Origin of the sequence: Massilia aquatica, assembly GCF_011682045.1 — a bacterium.
Taxonomy (GTDB): domain Bacteria; phylum Pseudomonadota; class Gammaproteobacteria; order Burkholderiales; family Burkholderiaceae_D; genus Telluria_A; species Telluria_A aquatica.
Genome location: NZ_VVIW01000022.1, coordinates 1 through 15293 on the forward strand (window position 1 = coordinate 1; position 15293 = coordinate 15293).

General features: G+C 55.0%; 13 protein-coding genes. 8 read left to right on the forward strand and 5 right to left on the reverse strand.

Going from position 1 to position 15293, the window contains the following annotated elements:
* Positions 1 to 288 precede the first annotated feature (288 nt).
* Both F1609_RS26315 and F1609_RS26320 read left to right on the forward strand, forming a co-directional pair.
* Positions 289 to 2118, forward strand: coding sequence for a hypothetical protein (locus tag F1609_RS26315; protein ID WP_167079605.1), 1830 nt, complete (start codon positions 289 to 291; stop codon positions 2116 to 2118).
* Positions 2115 to 2585, forward strand: a complete 471-nt coding sequence (locus tag F1609_RS26320) for a hypothetical protein (RefSeq protein ID WP_167079606.1) — start codon at positions 2115 to 2117, stop codon at positions 2583 to 2585. The genes F1609_RS26315 and F1609_RS26320 overlap by 4 nt, the downstream gene beginning before the upstream one ends.
* 56 nt (positions 2586 to 2641) lie before the next feature.
* On the opposite strand, the gene F1609_RS26325 is transcribed toward F1609_RS26320, so the two are convergent.
* The 4 genes from F1609_RS26325 to F1609_RS26340 all read right to left on the reverse strand — a co-directional run bounded on the left by F1609_RS26325 (position 2642) and on the right by F1609_RS26340 (position 6335).
* Positions 2642 to 3157 carry an HAD domain-containing protein gene (locus F1609_RS26325; protein WP_167079607.1) on the reverse strand — a complete coding sequence of 172 codons (516 nt, stop codon included), beginning with the start codon at positions 3155 to 3157 and terminating at the stop codon, positions 2642 to 2644.
* Between the two features lie 575 nt (positions 3158 to 3732).
* Positions 3733 to 4317, reverse strand: a complete 585-nt coding sequence (locus F1609_RS26330) for an RNA 2'-phosphotransferase (RefSeq protein WP_308609580.1) — start codon at positions 4315 to 4317, stop codon at positions 3733 to 3735.
* A 756-nt stretch (positions 4318 to 5073) separates the two neighbouring features.
* On the reverse strand, positions 5074 to 5649 hold the full coding sequence (locus F1609_RS26335) for a hypothetical protein (RefSeq protein ID WP_167079608.1): 576 nt from the start codon (positions 5647 to 5649) through the stop codon (positions 5074 to 5076).
* A complete protein-coding gene (locus tag F1609_RS26340; RefSeq protein ID WP_167079609.1) occupies positions 5646 to 6335 on the reverse strand; it encodes a hypothetical protein in 690 nt (229 codons plus the stop codon). Before F1609_RS26340 ends, F1609_RS26335 begins: the two co-directional genes overlap by 4 nt.
* A 226-nt stretch (positions 6336 to 6561) precedes the next feature.
* Between F1609_RS26340 and F1609_RS35430 the strand changes: the two genes are divergently transcribed.
* The 6 genes from F1609_RS35430 to F1609_RS26370 all read left to right on the forward strand — a co-directional run bounded on the left by F1609_RS35430 (position 6562) and on the right by F1609_RS26370 (position 13692).
* Complete coding sequence (locus F1609_RS35430; protein ID WP_167079610.1) at positions 6562 to 6789, forward strand: helix-turn-helix domain-containing protein; 228 nt, start codon at positions 6562 to 6564, stop codon at positions 6787 to 6789.
* Between the two features lie 1468 nt (positions 6790 to 8257).
* Complete coding sequence (locus F1609_RS26350) at positions 8258 to 8587, forward strand: Mu transposase domain-containing protein (RefSeq protein WP_441294933.1); 330 nt, start codon at positions 8258 to 8260, stop codon at positions 8585 to 8587.
* A gap of 535 nt (positions 8588 to 9122) precedes the next feature.
* Complete coding sequence (locus F1609_RS26355; protein WP_167079612.1) at positions 9123 to 9920, forward strand: hypothetical protein; 798 nt, start codon at positions 9123 to 9125, stop codon at positions 9918 to 9920.
* 344 nt (positions 9921 to 10264) lie between these two features.
* Positions 10265 to 11272 carry a hypothetical protein gene (locus F1609_RS26360; RefSeq protein WP_167079613.1) on the forward strand — a complete coding sequence of 336 codons (1008 nt, stop codon included), beginning with the start codon at positions 10265 to 10267 and terminating at the stop codon, positions 11270 to 11272.
* An 82-nt stretch (positions 11273 to 11354) separates the two neighbouring features.
* A complete protein-coding gene (locus F1609_RS26365; protein ID WP_167079614.1) occupies positions 11355 to 11774 on the forward strand; it encodes a hypothetical protein in 420 nt (139 codons plus the stop codon).
* Between the two features lie 211 nt (positions 11775 to 11985).
* Positions 11986 to 13692 carry a hypothetical protein gene (locus tag F1609_RS26370; protein ID WP_167079616.1) on the forward strand — a complete coding sequence of 569 codons (1707 nt, stop codon included), beginning with the start codon at positions 11986 to 11988 and terminating at the stop codon, positions 13690 to 13692.
* A gap of 782 nt (positions 13693 to 14474) precedes the next feature.
* On the opposite strand, the gene F1609_RS35435 is transcribed toward F1609_RS26370, so the two are convergent.
* A complete protein-coding gene (locus F1609_RS35435) occupies positions 14475 to 15005 on the reverse strand; it encodes an HAD domain-containing protein (RefSeq protein ID WP_370661678.1) in 531 nt (176 codons plus the stop codon).
* Positions 15006 to 15293 lie beyond the last annotated feature (288 nt).

A 15293-nucleotide genomic window follows, 5' to 3' on the forward strand; every position in this document is an offset into this window, starting at 1 on the left:
ATCGTCGGCTTCTACAACTGCAAACGCATCAATTCAGCATTGGGCAATCTGTCGCCCGCCGTCTACGAACGGAAAATGGCAGTACGCGAACCTATCGTGGTGTCCGAAATTACTTGACCACAGCATGTCGATGGCATGGCTTCCCAAGAACATGCATGGGACCTGCGAAAACTGAACGGGCACCCCAAAAAACACGCGACATGGTTCAAGGACTTCAGCGTTGACCGAGAACTGCGCCAAGCAGCATTAGACCGGGGAGTGCCGGAGTCTAGGCTCCCGACGGCATCTATGATGACTTCCGCCTGGCGGGACTTTGCCAAGTGTGTGGTGGTGTACAAATGCAGGGTTGAGCAGCGTACGCCTGTCGCAGCGTCCGAGGTTCACCGGGCAGTCCGTGCGCTAGCAAGTATTACGTCCAAGGAGCCTTGGGACTTAACAGCAGATGAATTGCGCCTCGGGCTTTCACTAGCTCCGCAACGGTCTAGAAAGTTCAAAGCTATCTGCGGCTACTTCGATGAAAATTTTTTAGGAAAAGTGATTACGCTGCGCGACGGGGTGATGGCAACGCGGACGCAGCTGCCCAACATACTGCACACTCTTTCCGAACGAAAATCAGCGGAAAAATTGCCCGACCGTGAAGCTCTTTACGAGCTAACTCGAATCATTTGGCGTGAAGTGCCTCGAGGTCATTTCGATGCTATGCGGTTTTACGCGTTGAGGCTGTTGTTACTCACAGGTCTGCGCGTCTACGAGGTGACGAACCTGCCGGTGGACTGTCTGCGAGAAGAAGGGTTGACCCTCTCAACCAGCGCTGACTTGGTTGAGGAAATGGGCGGCGCCAAGACCGTCATGTACTTGCGCTATTTCGCGGAGAAGACGTCCAGCCGACTATCGGCAATGCACTTGCACGAAAAAAGACAATATATCCCGGTTAGGTTTCAGGGGATTGTTCGCGAAACCGTGGGGCTCATCCAGGCAGCGACAGATGAGCTGCGCCGTACGCTCCGCAACCAGTTTTCCGCAGGATGCCGCCATATTTGGCAGTACGCACCGAACGATGAAGTTCCACTCACTGAAGCATGCGAGCTCCTTGGCTTGAATTGGCCAAATGACCAGTCAATTTCCCCGCAAACCTTGCTCGGTAAGGCGTTGCACATCCCTGCAAGCGAGGTTTCCGCCACCCTTACGGCAGAACGCCTGGAACGCTATTTTAGTGAACAGCTCGGGAAAAAGTCGGATTTCCGCCAATTTCGCTTGCCCGATGACACCGATATGCCGGCCTCTGAGCTCTTGTTCCTCGTACCTGCAAAACGGTCAAACTATCGAGATGCTGACTTGAACATGTACGCAGCAATAAATACATTCAGCCCCCAACAGGTCAGCGTCGCCCTTGGACTGTTAGGCAGCGGCAAAAGCCTTTTCGGTCGATATGGCGCAACCGAAGCAGTACACGCTTACAGGCTGAATGCGCACATGTTTAGACATCTACTCAACACTGAGCTGTTTCGCCAAGCAGTCGCTGACACGATAATCACCCATCACTTCGGACGGGAAAGCGTAGCTCAATCCTATGAATATGACCATCGAAGCCTTCTAGAAAAACTAGACTTCATCGACTTACCTCAGGTAGGTCAAGACCTCTTGGGCGGTAGCCCGGCCGAGCTCATCGGTAAGATGGTGATTGGTGGTCTTGCGCCTGAGAGCCACATCGCCAGGTCATTCAAGAAGGTCCAGCGTGAACAGGGCGACATCACGGCTTTCGAGTACCTGAAGGCTAATGCTGATGGCTTCCACGTGACGCCGTATGGCTTCTGCGCTAACTCATTTTCGCTAAACCCATGCGCGCGTCATCTGAAGTGCTTCGACAACTGTGGTCACTTTGTTGCATCCGAGAAGAAGGAGCACCGATTCAGCCTGGAAGCCTTAAAGGCGAGCTTAGTCGCGACACGCGAACGAGCAAATGCTAAGCCCATCAAATCAGTGGGCCGTACCAATCAGATTGAACATGCCACCAAGCTAATCGCAGGCGTGGAGTCCGCATTGGCTGCCATGCCTGGAGCCGCAGTTTTCGTCAACGGGGTCGACCATTCGTCCCAACCTGTAGGAGTATTTGAATGAAATTGAGAACCGACCCGCACAACCACGAACTAATCGCAGTGCTTGAACGACTGCTTGCCGAGGACGAAACCATCTCCGTTAGAGCCGCAGCACGATTGCATCCCTCCTTGAAGAACGCCTCAGCATTCACGCGAGACCTAGAGCGCACGAGAGTTATAAACGGGTTTCAGGAAAAACAGCGTGAGTTCCGGTCTATACGGGCGGGGGTCATGGATAAAACCGAACTTGTGACAAAAGGCGCCCTCGCTACCGCGTTGCAGCGAGTGGAAGAACTTGAGGCATTCGTCAAAACGTTGGTAGCCGCGCATGTAGGGATGATTACTGCAGTTACTCGAGCCGGCGGCATGAGCGCCCTCGAGACGTTCTGGCGGGACTACCGTGACATCTCGCGGGCCACAGGCGCTCTGCAAGCTATTCCGCCAATGGGCCTGGTCATACCCTTAAGGCCTACCCCGGCGACCTCCTAACGCCCGATACCGCCCCTCGCTTAGGAGATGAACGGGGGCGCTTCGGCGATAGTTGGTCAGAGCGAAACTAGGAGCTTGCGAATAGCTTCCTGCACACTGTTATCGCTTAATCCAAGGTGGTCTTCAGTTTTGATGAGACGGTCCCGACACCAGCTCGGCCAGCCTCGCTCATCATTGTCAATCGCGAACCAATTTGCGGGCTTGCGACGCTCGACGTCCCTCCACACCTGAAGACCTCTGGGCATCAGGTCGAAATCTAGCTTTTGCGTAACGCGATTGTCAAAGGTCGCGCCAATCACCTTTGCCTGTAGCTTCGGCGGAAGCTGAGCCTTCGCAAATTCAAGATTTTTAAGGCGGACCCAGGACGTGCTCAGCACAATTTTAACTTCGGGAAAGGGTTGTAGCAGAAGTTCCAGAATTGGCGCCCATTCGAACAGTTTTGGGCCTGGTACCGCCATGTGAATCCCGCGATTAGGATTTACATAGACCGAGTCAAAATGGGTCACTCCATCGTAGTCGAGGTAGCAAAGTAGCGAACGCCTCTCATTGGTACTTAGCGACCTGTGTTGCATAGCGGTTCCTTGGTAACGCAACAATCGCGGCCAAGAGAGAAAGCAACGCACCTGGCCAACGAATGCACAGCTTCCCTATGACAGCTTCAGCAACGGTTAGCAATAACTACATAGTTCATCGAAATCACAGTAGCAGACCCAGAGCGCCTCGGGACCTACGTTTTCACTGTCGCGCATCTGTTGCATTTGGCAGCCCCGGTAATGCAGCACGAGCCCGGCATTTCAAAGCCAACGCCCTTGGCGGACGCGACGGTGTCTCCCTCTGCGACAAATGGAACGCTACGGTAATGCTGCATAGTCCGTCAAAATCACAATAGCAGACCCAGAGCGACCCTTGACCCATGCTTTCACTGTCACGCATCTGTTGCCCCTTGCGGCCCGGTAACGCAACAATAGTTCGTATTCCGGTTCTCGCCATGGTTGCAATTGTTCATTTCTCATTGGTACAGCTCTTTTGAGATGACTCGGTATGCCCTCGGAACTCGGTTGACTATTGCTGCCGCCTTTTCCGCTACAGGTCGCAGCCTGCCGCTCGAATCCTGTTGGACAGAACCATCCAAGAGCTCCCTCTGATTTCATGTATCTGGAAACCGAAGGTACTTCGAAGGGACGCTCGGAATCAGCCACACGCCGTTTTCCGAACGCCTAAACTGATATCCGTCTCGCAGCAGTGGGTGTGTCTCGACGACGAGTATGACTGCGGCACCCCTTCGTGCCCCGACCTCTGCTGCAGTCTCCTTCGTCGCAGACAGGTGTACGTCCCGACGCGTTCCTGGCAACAGTCCTTGCCGGTGAATCGAAGCAATGAACTTTTGTACTGTACCGTGAAAAAGTACTGGGGGTGGCGTTTTGACGGGAAGCTTCAGGTCGACGTCGACAGAGTGCCCCTGTGCCGCGCGGATACGCGTCCGGTCCACATTCAACGAGAACCGCTGTTTATCGTTGTCAACCACTATTTGCACTAGCTCGTCTTGAGTGAGTGCGATGCCGGCGCCCGCCGATTTCAAAAGCAATTCGGCAACGTCAACCCATCCGTGTTTATCGATTTCGAGTCCGATAGCGTCTGGCCGGTGTCTAAGCCAGCGAGACAGCAACTTACTCTTCTGTTCCAAAGTTGACATTTGATTTCTCGCTTTCAATTCAAAAAATGCAGCGTGCATTATTCAGAATTCACTTGACGCGCTGCGACTACCGCCCAGGAAACAGTCGTCCGTGCAGCGGTTGGCATCGGCTCCGCCGATAATAAACCGCGAACTGAGGTGCAAGGACGTGAGGCTCGAACTGCTGTGGCAGAGTACAAGACGGCGCTACCGGACGGCTAAATAACCTCGCCACGCCGTGCTCGAGCCTGTCGGAGTATCTCCTCGACTCTGGCATCCTCCTCAAGTGCGCGGAAGACCTCCTCCTCTGTGACGTTGGGCAAAGCAAAAAGGGAATCTACTGTCGAAGTTGACCCCATGACGCTTGTTACCGCATCAAGGCGAACTTCAGCGCACAGCGCTTCGAGCATTATCGCCAGGGTTGCGGTGACGCCAGGCTCAACGAGCGCCAAGTCTGGTTTGGTTGGCGCAACCAACTGATGCAGGCGCTCTACCGGCCACGCGAAGTGGTCGTCATTAAGTGCTAACTAATGCGTAAGCCCCCGTTGCTCCTCATCGAAAGATATGGTGCCAAACCGAGTTGGCGCTGGAAACGTCGCGGCACCAATCACGCGCTTTTGAAGTGCGGACGATAGCCGCTTTAACGCGTTTTCATACCCGAACACGCGTACCCAATCCCTGCGTTCGGATTGCAGCCGCACCGCTCCTGAAAGCTCGCTTAGAATGGGAGGCTGCTGCGTATCCACGGCTAGCATCCGTCCGGTTTCCAGTCCCATTTTCCACTGCTGGGGTCGTGGCAATATGGTGCTTTAAACCTCAGCGTGCAGCCGTTTTCAAACGTACGTACGCAGTCGCCGTTATTGCACTGGTAGATAGACCGAACTGTTCGCCCTGGTGGCGGCCCGCACTGCGGTTTGGCTCCCGTTTCGTGTCATTGCGCTGGCCATATCCAGCCTCGTCCCACCAACTAATGATGTCAGTAGTTCGACAATTCTCCATTTTTTGTTGCTCGCATTGGCGAAATGCCCGGTCCACGGCATCTTGTTGCGTATCGACGCCTGTGCTGAGATTGCTGCCCGCCGCGCCGCATACTATCGCGCCGCCCCCGAACCCTTTTTGCCTATGCATGACGGCGCACGTTGCCGCCTTTTTAGTGAGGCCGCGTTGTTTTGCTGCGGCTCTACATCCTTTTACAGCGGCTAAGTCAGCTTCTTTTTGAGTTTGGTAACTCCACGCCGCGTAAAGCGTACCGTGTGGTGTCCCGTCGACCTGCGCAATGGCGGTGTGAGCGTGACTGACCAGCGGCGTGAGGGCGGCAACTACTAGCAGCAGATGCCGCCACGCTCGCTTAACGAACGTGTAATTAGAGTGAGCTTCGTCATACAGTGTCATAGCTTTAACCTCAGTTTAGGTGCCCGCTTTCGGAACTCCTTTACAGCCAGTAGCACACGTTCAAGCACATGTTCGCGGTTTACGGCGCCACCGTGTCGCGCTGTAGCCGCTAGCATTTTTAACGGTGTCTGGTTGTCCAAGTCTGGGTGTTCGGTCGTAAAAAAGCGAAATTTACGAATTCCATCAATGCCAAGCAACGCTTCTGAGATAGCAGTAAGACAAGTCCAGTCGTAGTGCGATTCAGCGAAAAAAGCAGGGTAATAGTCCTCGCCAAAGACACCCTCAACCCAGTGCGGCATCGTGAAGATTTTTCGTTCACGTACCAACTTGAGTAAGTGACCTTCAGCGGTGCCGGTGCGAAGGCAAAGCTCACTTGCGGTGATTAAGGTTCCATCGTCGATTAACTCACGTCCACTTCTCGCCATGGCCCGGTCGAGACGGAATTCTGTGGCGTATGCCTGGGTTCGGTTACTTTCAACGCAATCTGGCTGCGCGGATATCCAATGTAAGTACTCGGTCACGTGCACCAAATCTGCCTGTGCCAGCCCCTTGGTGGCTTCCCTGAACGCTTTCGCCACGGCCTTGCTATCGGCATCGGTTCGGCCTGGGGACAGAAGCCCTCCGCGGAATGCGGCCACTGCAGCTGAAAAAATACAGTAGGAAGAAAGGAATTGGGCTGAAGTCATTTCGTAGTTAAAAATTGCGTTGGTCTAAACGCCATGTGGATGCGTTCTGCTAGTCAATGCGAAGGAGCAGAACCGCGCCAGGCTTCCTTACCCCTATTGATGGCAGTAAAAAACAGCGACTAGAGGTACGCGGAAGCACATGGCAAGCCATTTTTGCCGCATTGTGAAATATTGTATCGTATACTTTATAGACCGAGCAAGGTATATCACTCATGCTACGACTGTCATGAGCCGCCCTTATACAGTCAAAACAGCACGAGAACGACTCGCACATAATCTAAAGGATTGGCGTGCAAAAAGAGGTATGAGCCAGGATGTTCTGGCTGAGCATTCGGGTCTTTCCCGCGTGTTTCTTTCTCGCCTCGAGGGAGCTCTCGAGACCGTGTCTCTCGACAATATTGAGAAATTGGCCGACGTGCTGAGGGTTGATATCGTAGATTTGCTGCAGCATTAGCACCCTCACAAAAGCGCTTCTTCCCCCTATGCCGTCATTGCGGATGCACCTACAACAGCGGATTCAAGTTTTTGTGCCGGCACCGGCATCAGCTTAGCCGCGGCGTTTCGGTCATCACACTTCGAACTTCCGAATGTCATATAGGCTGTCCGGCGCGATGCTCGACGCCGAGAACGGTCCCCGATAGCTGCTCACTTTCTATTTGCCTTGCAATAGCGCAACTAAAAGAAAAATCCGTACACACGAACCTTGTCAGGTCGTCTTTGATACCCATGGGGCAGAGGTCAACAAGGGCCCGACTGTGTATTCCACGCCATCTGGACACATTGGGCGCAATGGCGCGGGGTTGAGGTTGTTTTTTACTCCGGAAGTTTCGAGCTTATCAATTTAGCCCGTTTTTACCGCAGCGAATCACCTTTCGATGTGAGGCGGTTTGCGTGGTCGACCACGGCCTTCCCCCAATCGTCCATCACGAGCACGCCTGTCGTGGCCAACTGCTTGAGCAGTTTCATGTAGCGCCCCCTCGGCTTTGTCCTTGGGCCGGTGCGTGCGCCGGCAGAGCTGCCGCGCCATAATGCGGGGCCGAGTCGTGGTAGATAGGGTTGATGTCTGGCTCGAAGCTCGAAGCCTTCGACACGTCGCTATGCAGGCTGTCGGGAACCTAGAACTCGGTACAGCATCCGAAGACCGCGAACGTGCGCACGTGGGTATACGTTCTACACGCGGGCCATCGCTCCCTGATGATGGCGTATCCGCCATTTCATTCGTACTTAGGACGACAGTGAACGTTGCCCCATTACCATGGAAATGCTGACCGACCTTGAGGACCTTGGTCTATGCCGGAATCACTCGCGCCCAAAAGCGAGTCATTATTGTTGGTGGCGGAGCTGTTGCCTAGGTGTATGGCATCCAAATGAATCGGGGGTTGGGCCGCAGCGTCCATATACACAACAGGGCTGGCGTCTAGTTTGTGCACAAATGCGGCTCGACAGCTCGCGAAATTGTGATGCCCCCCGCGTTATGCCAACCGAGGTTGCTTTTGGTTTTACAATGTTCTTCCTGAGTAATCTGAACCTGGAACCATCTAGCCTTGGTAACTAGGCAAACATTTGAGAACGTGCCTATACTGTTGAAGGGCGGCACCTGCCAACTCTTCGGACCTCGTGTGAGCCTCAGACACTCGCGGGGTTGACAAAGTGCCGATTGTTTGCCAATATGGGTGGTGAAGTTGTGGCGGAGAGACGACCCCACGTTAATAACATAAGCGCCTGAAGTACGAAAGTTTGTGGCGGAGAGACGACCCCACGTTAATAACATAAGCGCCTGAAGTACGAAAGTTTGTGGCGGAAGACGGCCCCACGTTAATAAGAAAGCGCGAAAAATTCTAAAAGCTCCTAAATGCAGGGGCTTTTTTTTGCTTAAAATTTTTACGCGGAGAGCATATGGAAATAAAAAATCTTAACGCTCCGTGCCGTGCCAGCACGCGCGCGCCCAAGTCAGGGTGCGCATGACGCGCACGACGGTCGAGGTGTTTCAGCGTGGCCAGCGCATTGCCAGTCACGTCCAGTGCGCCTTCAAGGGCCTCCAAACGACCATAGCCGTGCATATGCCGCCGGCGCACCGCGAGGTGGCAGGCTGGAATGCGCAGACGCTCACCGCGCGGGCCGAAACCATCGGTCCGCGCTGCGTGGTGCTCGTGGAGCGGCTACTGTGCCAGCGGCAGCATCCATACAAGGCCGGCACCGCGTCAAAGCTAAATTGCCGACGTGGATATTTTTCGACTAAGTTGGTCGATTGAGCGCTAGGGAATAGGCATTAAGGCTCGCCATTATTAAACGCAACATCTCTTCAGGAGGCACAGTCCCCTCCATACTTTCGAGCTCTTGTATACTCGCTTTCAACGAGGCGGAAAGTCTGGCGTCCGTCCGCGACGGTCCCATGCCCTTAGGCGTCGCCCACCACTTGTGCATATTATTGGCAACAAAATCAAGCTCCGTGCGCCGGAAAATTTACTTGCATTTGCTCGCGCGTCAGGTAGTTTGACCACGACGAACTGATGACATACTGCGGCCAGAATTCGCTATGCAGCGCCGCCAAGTTAGTGCGCGCCTCGGCAAACATTAGGCCTGCCCAAAGCTCTGGCCAATAGTCGAGGTCACTTGATTTGAGGTTGTCATGACCTGAGAGCTGGTGTACTCGCGACTGATTGCGAGCACGTCGTCGATGTCACATGCGCACCTTCTGTAGTGTTGCGTTTAAAACGAGGAACTATACAAGCGTAACTCCACTAACGTTGCGTTTCAATGCTCCTAACTCTACCCGCGCCACCTGGCTTGCTCATCGTCGAACCGCACCGAATGTTGCCCCGCTTTTGGGCTACGGTGTGGGCATTCAGCCTTGTAAATCAATCGGCCAGCCTGAACACCCGCAAGTTGAAGCTGCGGCACCTCGCCATCTTCTATGCATTTTGCGATGAGAAATACGGTCTGGACTCCCTCGACGACGCAATTAGTCGTCGGGACGCGGGAGCCGTTCAGTGCATGTTGGAGGCCTTCTATTTGCACGTGACCGCGACCGAAGACCGCACCACTGGCGACGTCCAACGATGGGATGTGGTGCGCCAGTTCCTTCAGGTGCACGCTAGGCACCTGGCTACGGGAAGTGACGAGTGGAGCCGGCTATCCTCGCTGCTGTACAGTATGGGTAAAATGCCGCGTCCCCGTCGCGGGAGTTTTCGTTTCAGGCGCGCGTTGCCCGCTGCGACATTGCGCGACCTGATGGAGGTAGCGAACCCTGCGAGCCCCAAGGCCGCTTTTCGAGTCGAAAGTGTGAGGTGGCGCAATTGGGTCATCGTGAATCTGTTGCTTCTCTGCGGACTCCGGCGCGGCGAGGCAATGCTGCTTCAGTGCTACTCGTTGAAGAGCGAGGTCGACCACGACACGGGAGAAGTCGTCAACTGGCTTGACGTGACCACTTGCTACGATTTTGACCTACGTTCAACCGCCCCCGGGATTAAGACTGAGTCTTCTCACAGGCAGGTACCCGTTTCTCAGGGCCTTGCCGACCTCTACCTTCTCTACCTTAGTGACCACCGAGTCGGGGGCGCCGACCATCCATACCTGCTGACGTAGCAGGCTGGTCGGCCGCTGTCTGCCGAATCCATCACAAAGCTCTTCGACAAGCTGTCGTGTGCTCTCTCCGATGATGCTCGGACCGCCTATTTTGACCGCTCGGGCGGGAAGGAGCACGTCTCGCCGCATGACATGCGACACACGTGTGCAACAGCTCGGTGGGTGCATTTTATGGCGGCGGACAAGAACCGCGAGCTGTCGCTGCAACGCGTGCGAGCCTTCTTCGGGTGGTCCGTTACGTCGAGCATGCCTGAGCACTATGCGCGAGCGGCAATTTAGGACGACTTGATGAAGGGCTGGGCCGACATATTCGACTCTCGCATGAACGTACTCTGGAGCGCAACTTGATGACCATCGCGTCGCACAATTTTGATAGCGTCTCCCCAAGCCCTGTCGCGCAACCGGCCTGGGGAGAACCAACGACCTGGCGCTGGCCAGTAGCTCCAGCTGTTCTGTCCATCTACGACAAGTACTCCAAGGTCGAATCCGTTTTCCGAGCGGACGCTGCCAGTTGGGTCATCGTCGCTGCGGGGGGCCGATATTTCATCGACTTTGCGCCAGGCTCAGTAGGCCAATTACAGCGGCAGTTGGCCCTTTCCCTTAAGAAGAATGGCTCCGCAAAGGAACTGAGGACGTTCGCGAATACTCTTGTTCTTCATTGGCCACTGGATATGCGACTACTATCTGCGGACGAAACGACACTACGCACCACGTGGCGCGACAGTGTCGTTGGCGGACGCAATGTCGTGTCCTCGATGAAGACATTGCTTCGATATGCGTGCACGGCGGAGGTTGGCCCTTGGCGTGCCAAACATTTGCCCGTCATCAACTCGTTGACGACCGGGTACAGCGAGCCCGCCAAGAAGAAGTTCGCAGAGATTGACTCGAGAACCCGTATTATCTCCGCTCAACAGCAGGCGCAACTTGTTCGAGTCCTTGACGCAGCAGCTAAGGCTGACGACTTATCAGTGGATGAGGTCGAAGGCGCGACAGCGCTGGCCCTGACGTTTCAACACGGCGTGCGCCTAGTTCAAGTCGTCTGCCTGGACCTCCATCATGTTCAGTTCTTTAACGATGCGAGTGGAGACTTGACCTGTGTCGTATCGTTTCACGCTGCGAAGCAAAAGGACGGGTACGAATTCGAACTTTTGAGACAGGTTAAACCGGAGTGGGTCTCCATTCTTGCTCGACAACATGCTATCGCAGCGTCGAAAGGCAGGACTCGTCTCTGCGTCTCTGTAGGGGCACAGCGAATTTGGCTCCTCGTCGCCCGACTTGCTAAGCGATTTGGCGTGGCCCCTCTGTGCCACGCGAAAAACCTTCGTCACACCGGTGCGCAGATGCTTGCCTGACGCGGGGCAGAGTCGGGCAAGTATTCAGAACTTTCTGGGGCACACATGCATAAGAACCGCTGCGGCCTATGTCGAGGCCAGCATGCAGCAAGCAGAGCTCATCAACACTGCCCTCGGCGCCTCCAAGCTTTATACGACACTCTTGTCGTTGGCTAACCGCGAATTTGTTTCGGTCGAGGATGTTGCCGCTGCGTCCGAGCATCAGCAGATTGGCGCCGTGGTGGGAGACCGTCTGGTTGCGGGCGTCGGAATCTGCAAGTCCGGCCAGGACAGTTGCACGTATAACCCGGTCACCTCCTGCTATGGGTGCCCCAAATTCATGCCTTCACTAGACAGCAATTCGCATAAAGATGCGGTCGAGGGCATGAGGTCGCAGGTAGCGGTCTATTTGCGTCGCGGTATCGGCAGTGAGAACGCGGCCTACCGGCAGTTAACCCGTGCGCTGGCCGGCGCTCAAGAGGCGTTGGCTTGCATTGATGCTGTTGAACGGAAACCTAAATGAAACTAGCTCAGCTCCCTCGCGAATCCTACGGACCTCCACCAGGCGCTTACACCGCCTTCATTGAGGAAAAGCAAAGCGTTGCCGCTCAGTGTGGTCTATCTTGGAATCTGGATGTAGAGATAAATGGCCGAATTCTTCGAAAGAACGACTGGGACCTACGGAATTGAACGGAAGTCACAGGTCTCATGGCGGGGGCTGCACCACCTTTGCCGTGGAAGTCGACACGCGCGAAAACATGCGTTCCTACGGAGTACCGGCTGCCGTACTCCCGCTAGGCGAGAAACTCTCAGATGCCTGCCAGGATTTCGTCAAAGCCGTGCTGGTCCACCGCTGTACGTCTGGTGTATCTCTCGCTACGGCTCAGGCATCCGCCAAGGCATGCCGACGGTTGTTTTCCTTGACGCGAAGGCCGCCTTGGGCACTCCGAGAAGATGATTTTGCCCAGCTCATCGCCGCGCATACGTGGACCAACAAGGCTCAGCGCGACTTACGCTGCATTGCGCAGATTCTCGACCAGCGTCTCATGTCCGTGAATTGTCCCGTTAGCCCCCAGTTGACGAAACAAAGGGCATCTGAACTGCCGACGGGCCTGAATGAGCGTGTTCGGAATGAAAAACTCCCTGAGCGCGATGCGCTTCTGGAACTGACGCGAATCGTCTTTCAGGAAGAGCCGCAGCACCACAACGACCGCATTTGGTTCTGTGCGGTTCGCCTTATGATTCTCACTGGACTGCGGCTGAACGAGATTTGCATGTTGCCATATGACTGCCTCGACTGGCATGAGCACATGGACGTCGTAACTGGGAAGTCGGCGGGCGACGTCGGCGGCATTGGAAAGTCCTTGCGGCTTCGCTACTTTGCGGAGAAGCATTCCGACGGAGGGCCCGACATGCTGGTTGAGGCATTTCAGTGGGTACCAGGGCGGTTTGAGGGGGCAGTTGTGAAGGCCGTCGAGGAAGCTCAACCTGCAACCACTCAGCTACGAACGACTCTAGCGGGTCAGTGGAGCGATAAAGCTTCTTTTCCGGAGTCTGATTTCCGTACGTTCAAGACTACGTCGGGCACGACAATTAAAGTGACCGATTTCTTGCTGCTGTGCACTCCGTTACGGAAGAAATTTCGGTTCGACGACGCCAGGCGGGCCCGAATAGCCGTTCGCCTGACAACTGACCAGTCAGTTGCAACCTGTCTCGGTCAACGCAAGGGAAACAGCTTTTTCACGAAGTACAGCCGAAGCCCGGAACTGAGGGCGCTAGCACTAAGGTCTCATTCGCTGAGGCACCTGATGAATACGGAATTCTTTCGTCAAAACGTACCAGACACGGCCATCACGCATCAGTTCGGTCGCAAAACTGTGGCCCAGAGCTACCAGTACGACCACCGCACCTTGGCTGAGCGTCTTCAATTCGTGAGCCTGCCGGAAGCTTCCCAGGGACTGGTACAAAAGGGAACCACACAAGAGCTTGTAGCGAAAATGGTCGTTTCCGGTATCGCCAGCACAAGCCATGTCGGGAAGTCGTTCGCCCGAATTCAACGAGAGCATGGCGACCGTGCAGCATTCAGCTACCTCGCGGCGAATTCAGACGGATTCCACGTCACACCCTATGGCTTCTGCACGAATAGCTTCTCCGTCAATCCGTGCGCGAGGCACTTGAAATGCTTCGATGAATGTAAACACTTTGCCCCCAGCGGTCAGGTCGAGCACATTGTAAAGCTTCAGGAGCTTCGCGAGAATTTGCTCGCCATGCGTAACTCTGCGGCTGCAAAGCCGGCTGTGACCGTTGGCAGACGGAATCAAATTTCGCACGCCGAGCGCTTGGTGCAAGGCGTAGACGCTGCCTTAGCAGCGCAGCCGGGCGTGCCTGTCCTCCCCCACGGAACTGACCACTCAACCCCGCGACCGGACCTTTTCAAATGAGACCTCTACTTGACCCTCAAAATGCCGAACTTTCAGCGGTTCTGGATTCGCTGATAGTGGAGAACATCGACGTGACTGTCAGAGAAGTTGCGCGTCGACACCAGACACTAAAAAACGCGTCAGCGTTCACACGGAGCGATGAGCGAATAGCGCTCATTTCCAGCGCACAACAGCGTCAGAGAATGCACGTCGCGTCTCGGTCGCGCCAATTTACCGAGAAGAACAACAAACTAGGTGAAAGGCTAGTCAAATCGCAAGGTGAAGTGGAACAATTGGAGCAAACGGTGCGAGTTGTGAACGGGCTTTGAAAAGCGCGTAAATTTGGGCTTTGCACGCGGTTTTTGTTAAATTCCCCGCCGTGCCCGGGACGGGGTAGCTTGACTATTTCGCGATGTGTGCATCAAGCCCGCTGGGGAACGCTCTTCCCCCAGTGGGAGCCCGCGGCAGGCGTCTACGGCCGCGCGCATGGCGAAAAGCCACGCGCAATGGCACCCAGATTTGCGCGCTTTTACAAGCCCGCTAACACGAGTTCTTGCCGCGGGCCATGCTAGCCTTATCCGGGCTGTTCAGCTGGCCGGGGGCATAGCGTCGTTGGAGAGATTTTGGAAGGAGTACAAGCAAGTCGCCGACGGCTTACATCGGGCAAATGCAACCCTAGCCGGAGCAAAAGTGTTGCACCTGGCGGACACCAGTAAAGAGGCCATTTGAATCGTCGATGGCGAGCGCTTTTGGCGCTGGACGTTATTACGCTTGACGTATGCCTTAATCAGAATTGGCGCTAGCTAGCGAAGAGCTGTTCCAAGTGCCCACCGGATGCGCTCTGAATGCGTAGGCAGCAGTCCAATGTCAATCTGGCACATCACAAGGCGTCCGGCACGGTCATGTTTTGAGCCAGCAAGCCCTGTTCCGCTCAGCGAGTCATCGAGGATGACGTATGGCTCTCCATTGTGATGGTTGGCTAGCCAATCATCTACCGCATCGAGCCTGGTCTTACCAGACGCTTGCAATGCCTCTCCGTTCGGATGAAAGCCATTGGCAAGCCATGGCACACCGGATGCGCGAAATAGTGCCTCTATGCTGGGCAGAAGCATTAGACGCAGCCACGATGACGTTATAACTATCTGAGGATTGAATTCGAGCACCAGGGGCTCAAGAACGTCTAGCGCTGGGCGATGCCAAAGTAGTGACAAAAGGTCGCTGGGCCACTCCTTTTGAGCCACGTCGTAGCCGCCATAAGGGCGGTTCAGACACAAGATATCGTCTATGTCCAATAGCAAAAGTGGGCGCATCGGGTTAGCGTATGTCATTGGCATAGCGCCTCTTGAAGAAATAGCTCGGCGGTTTTTTCAAAAGCAACACAGTGCTCGTCAGGTGCGCCTGTTCCTGTTGACGACCTTTGGTACAAGCGCAACACGGTGCACTTTTCAAACGCAACAGGTAGCCTGGGCCTTGCAGGTAACCCAAACGCAACGGGCGGGAGGGTGCACTTTCGAAGTCGAGAAACACTATGGTCTGCATGGTGCATAATTTCTAAGGTGGAAAGCTGGCATTGTCGGGCAGGATGCTAGTAGTGTCGGTCTGATGGGCCCTGACCTTTCAAC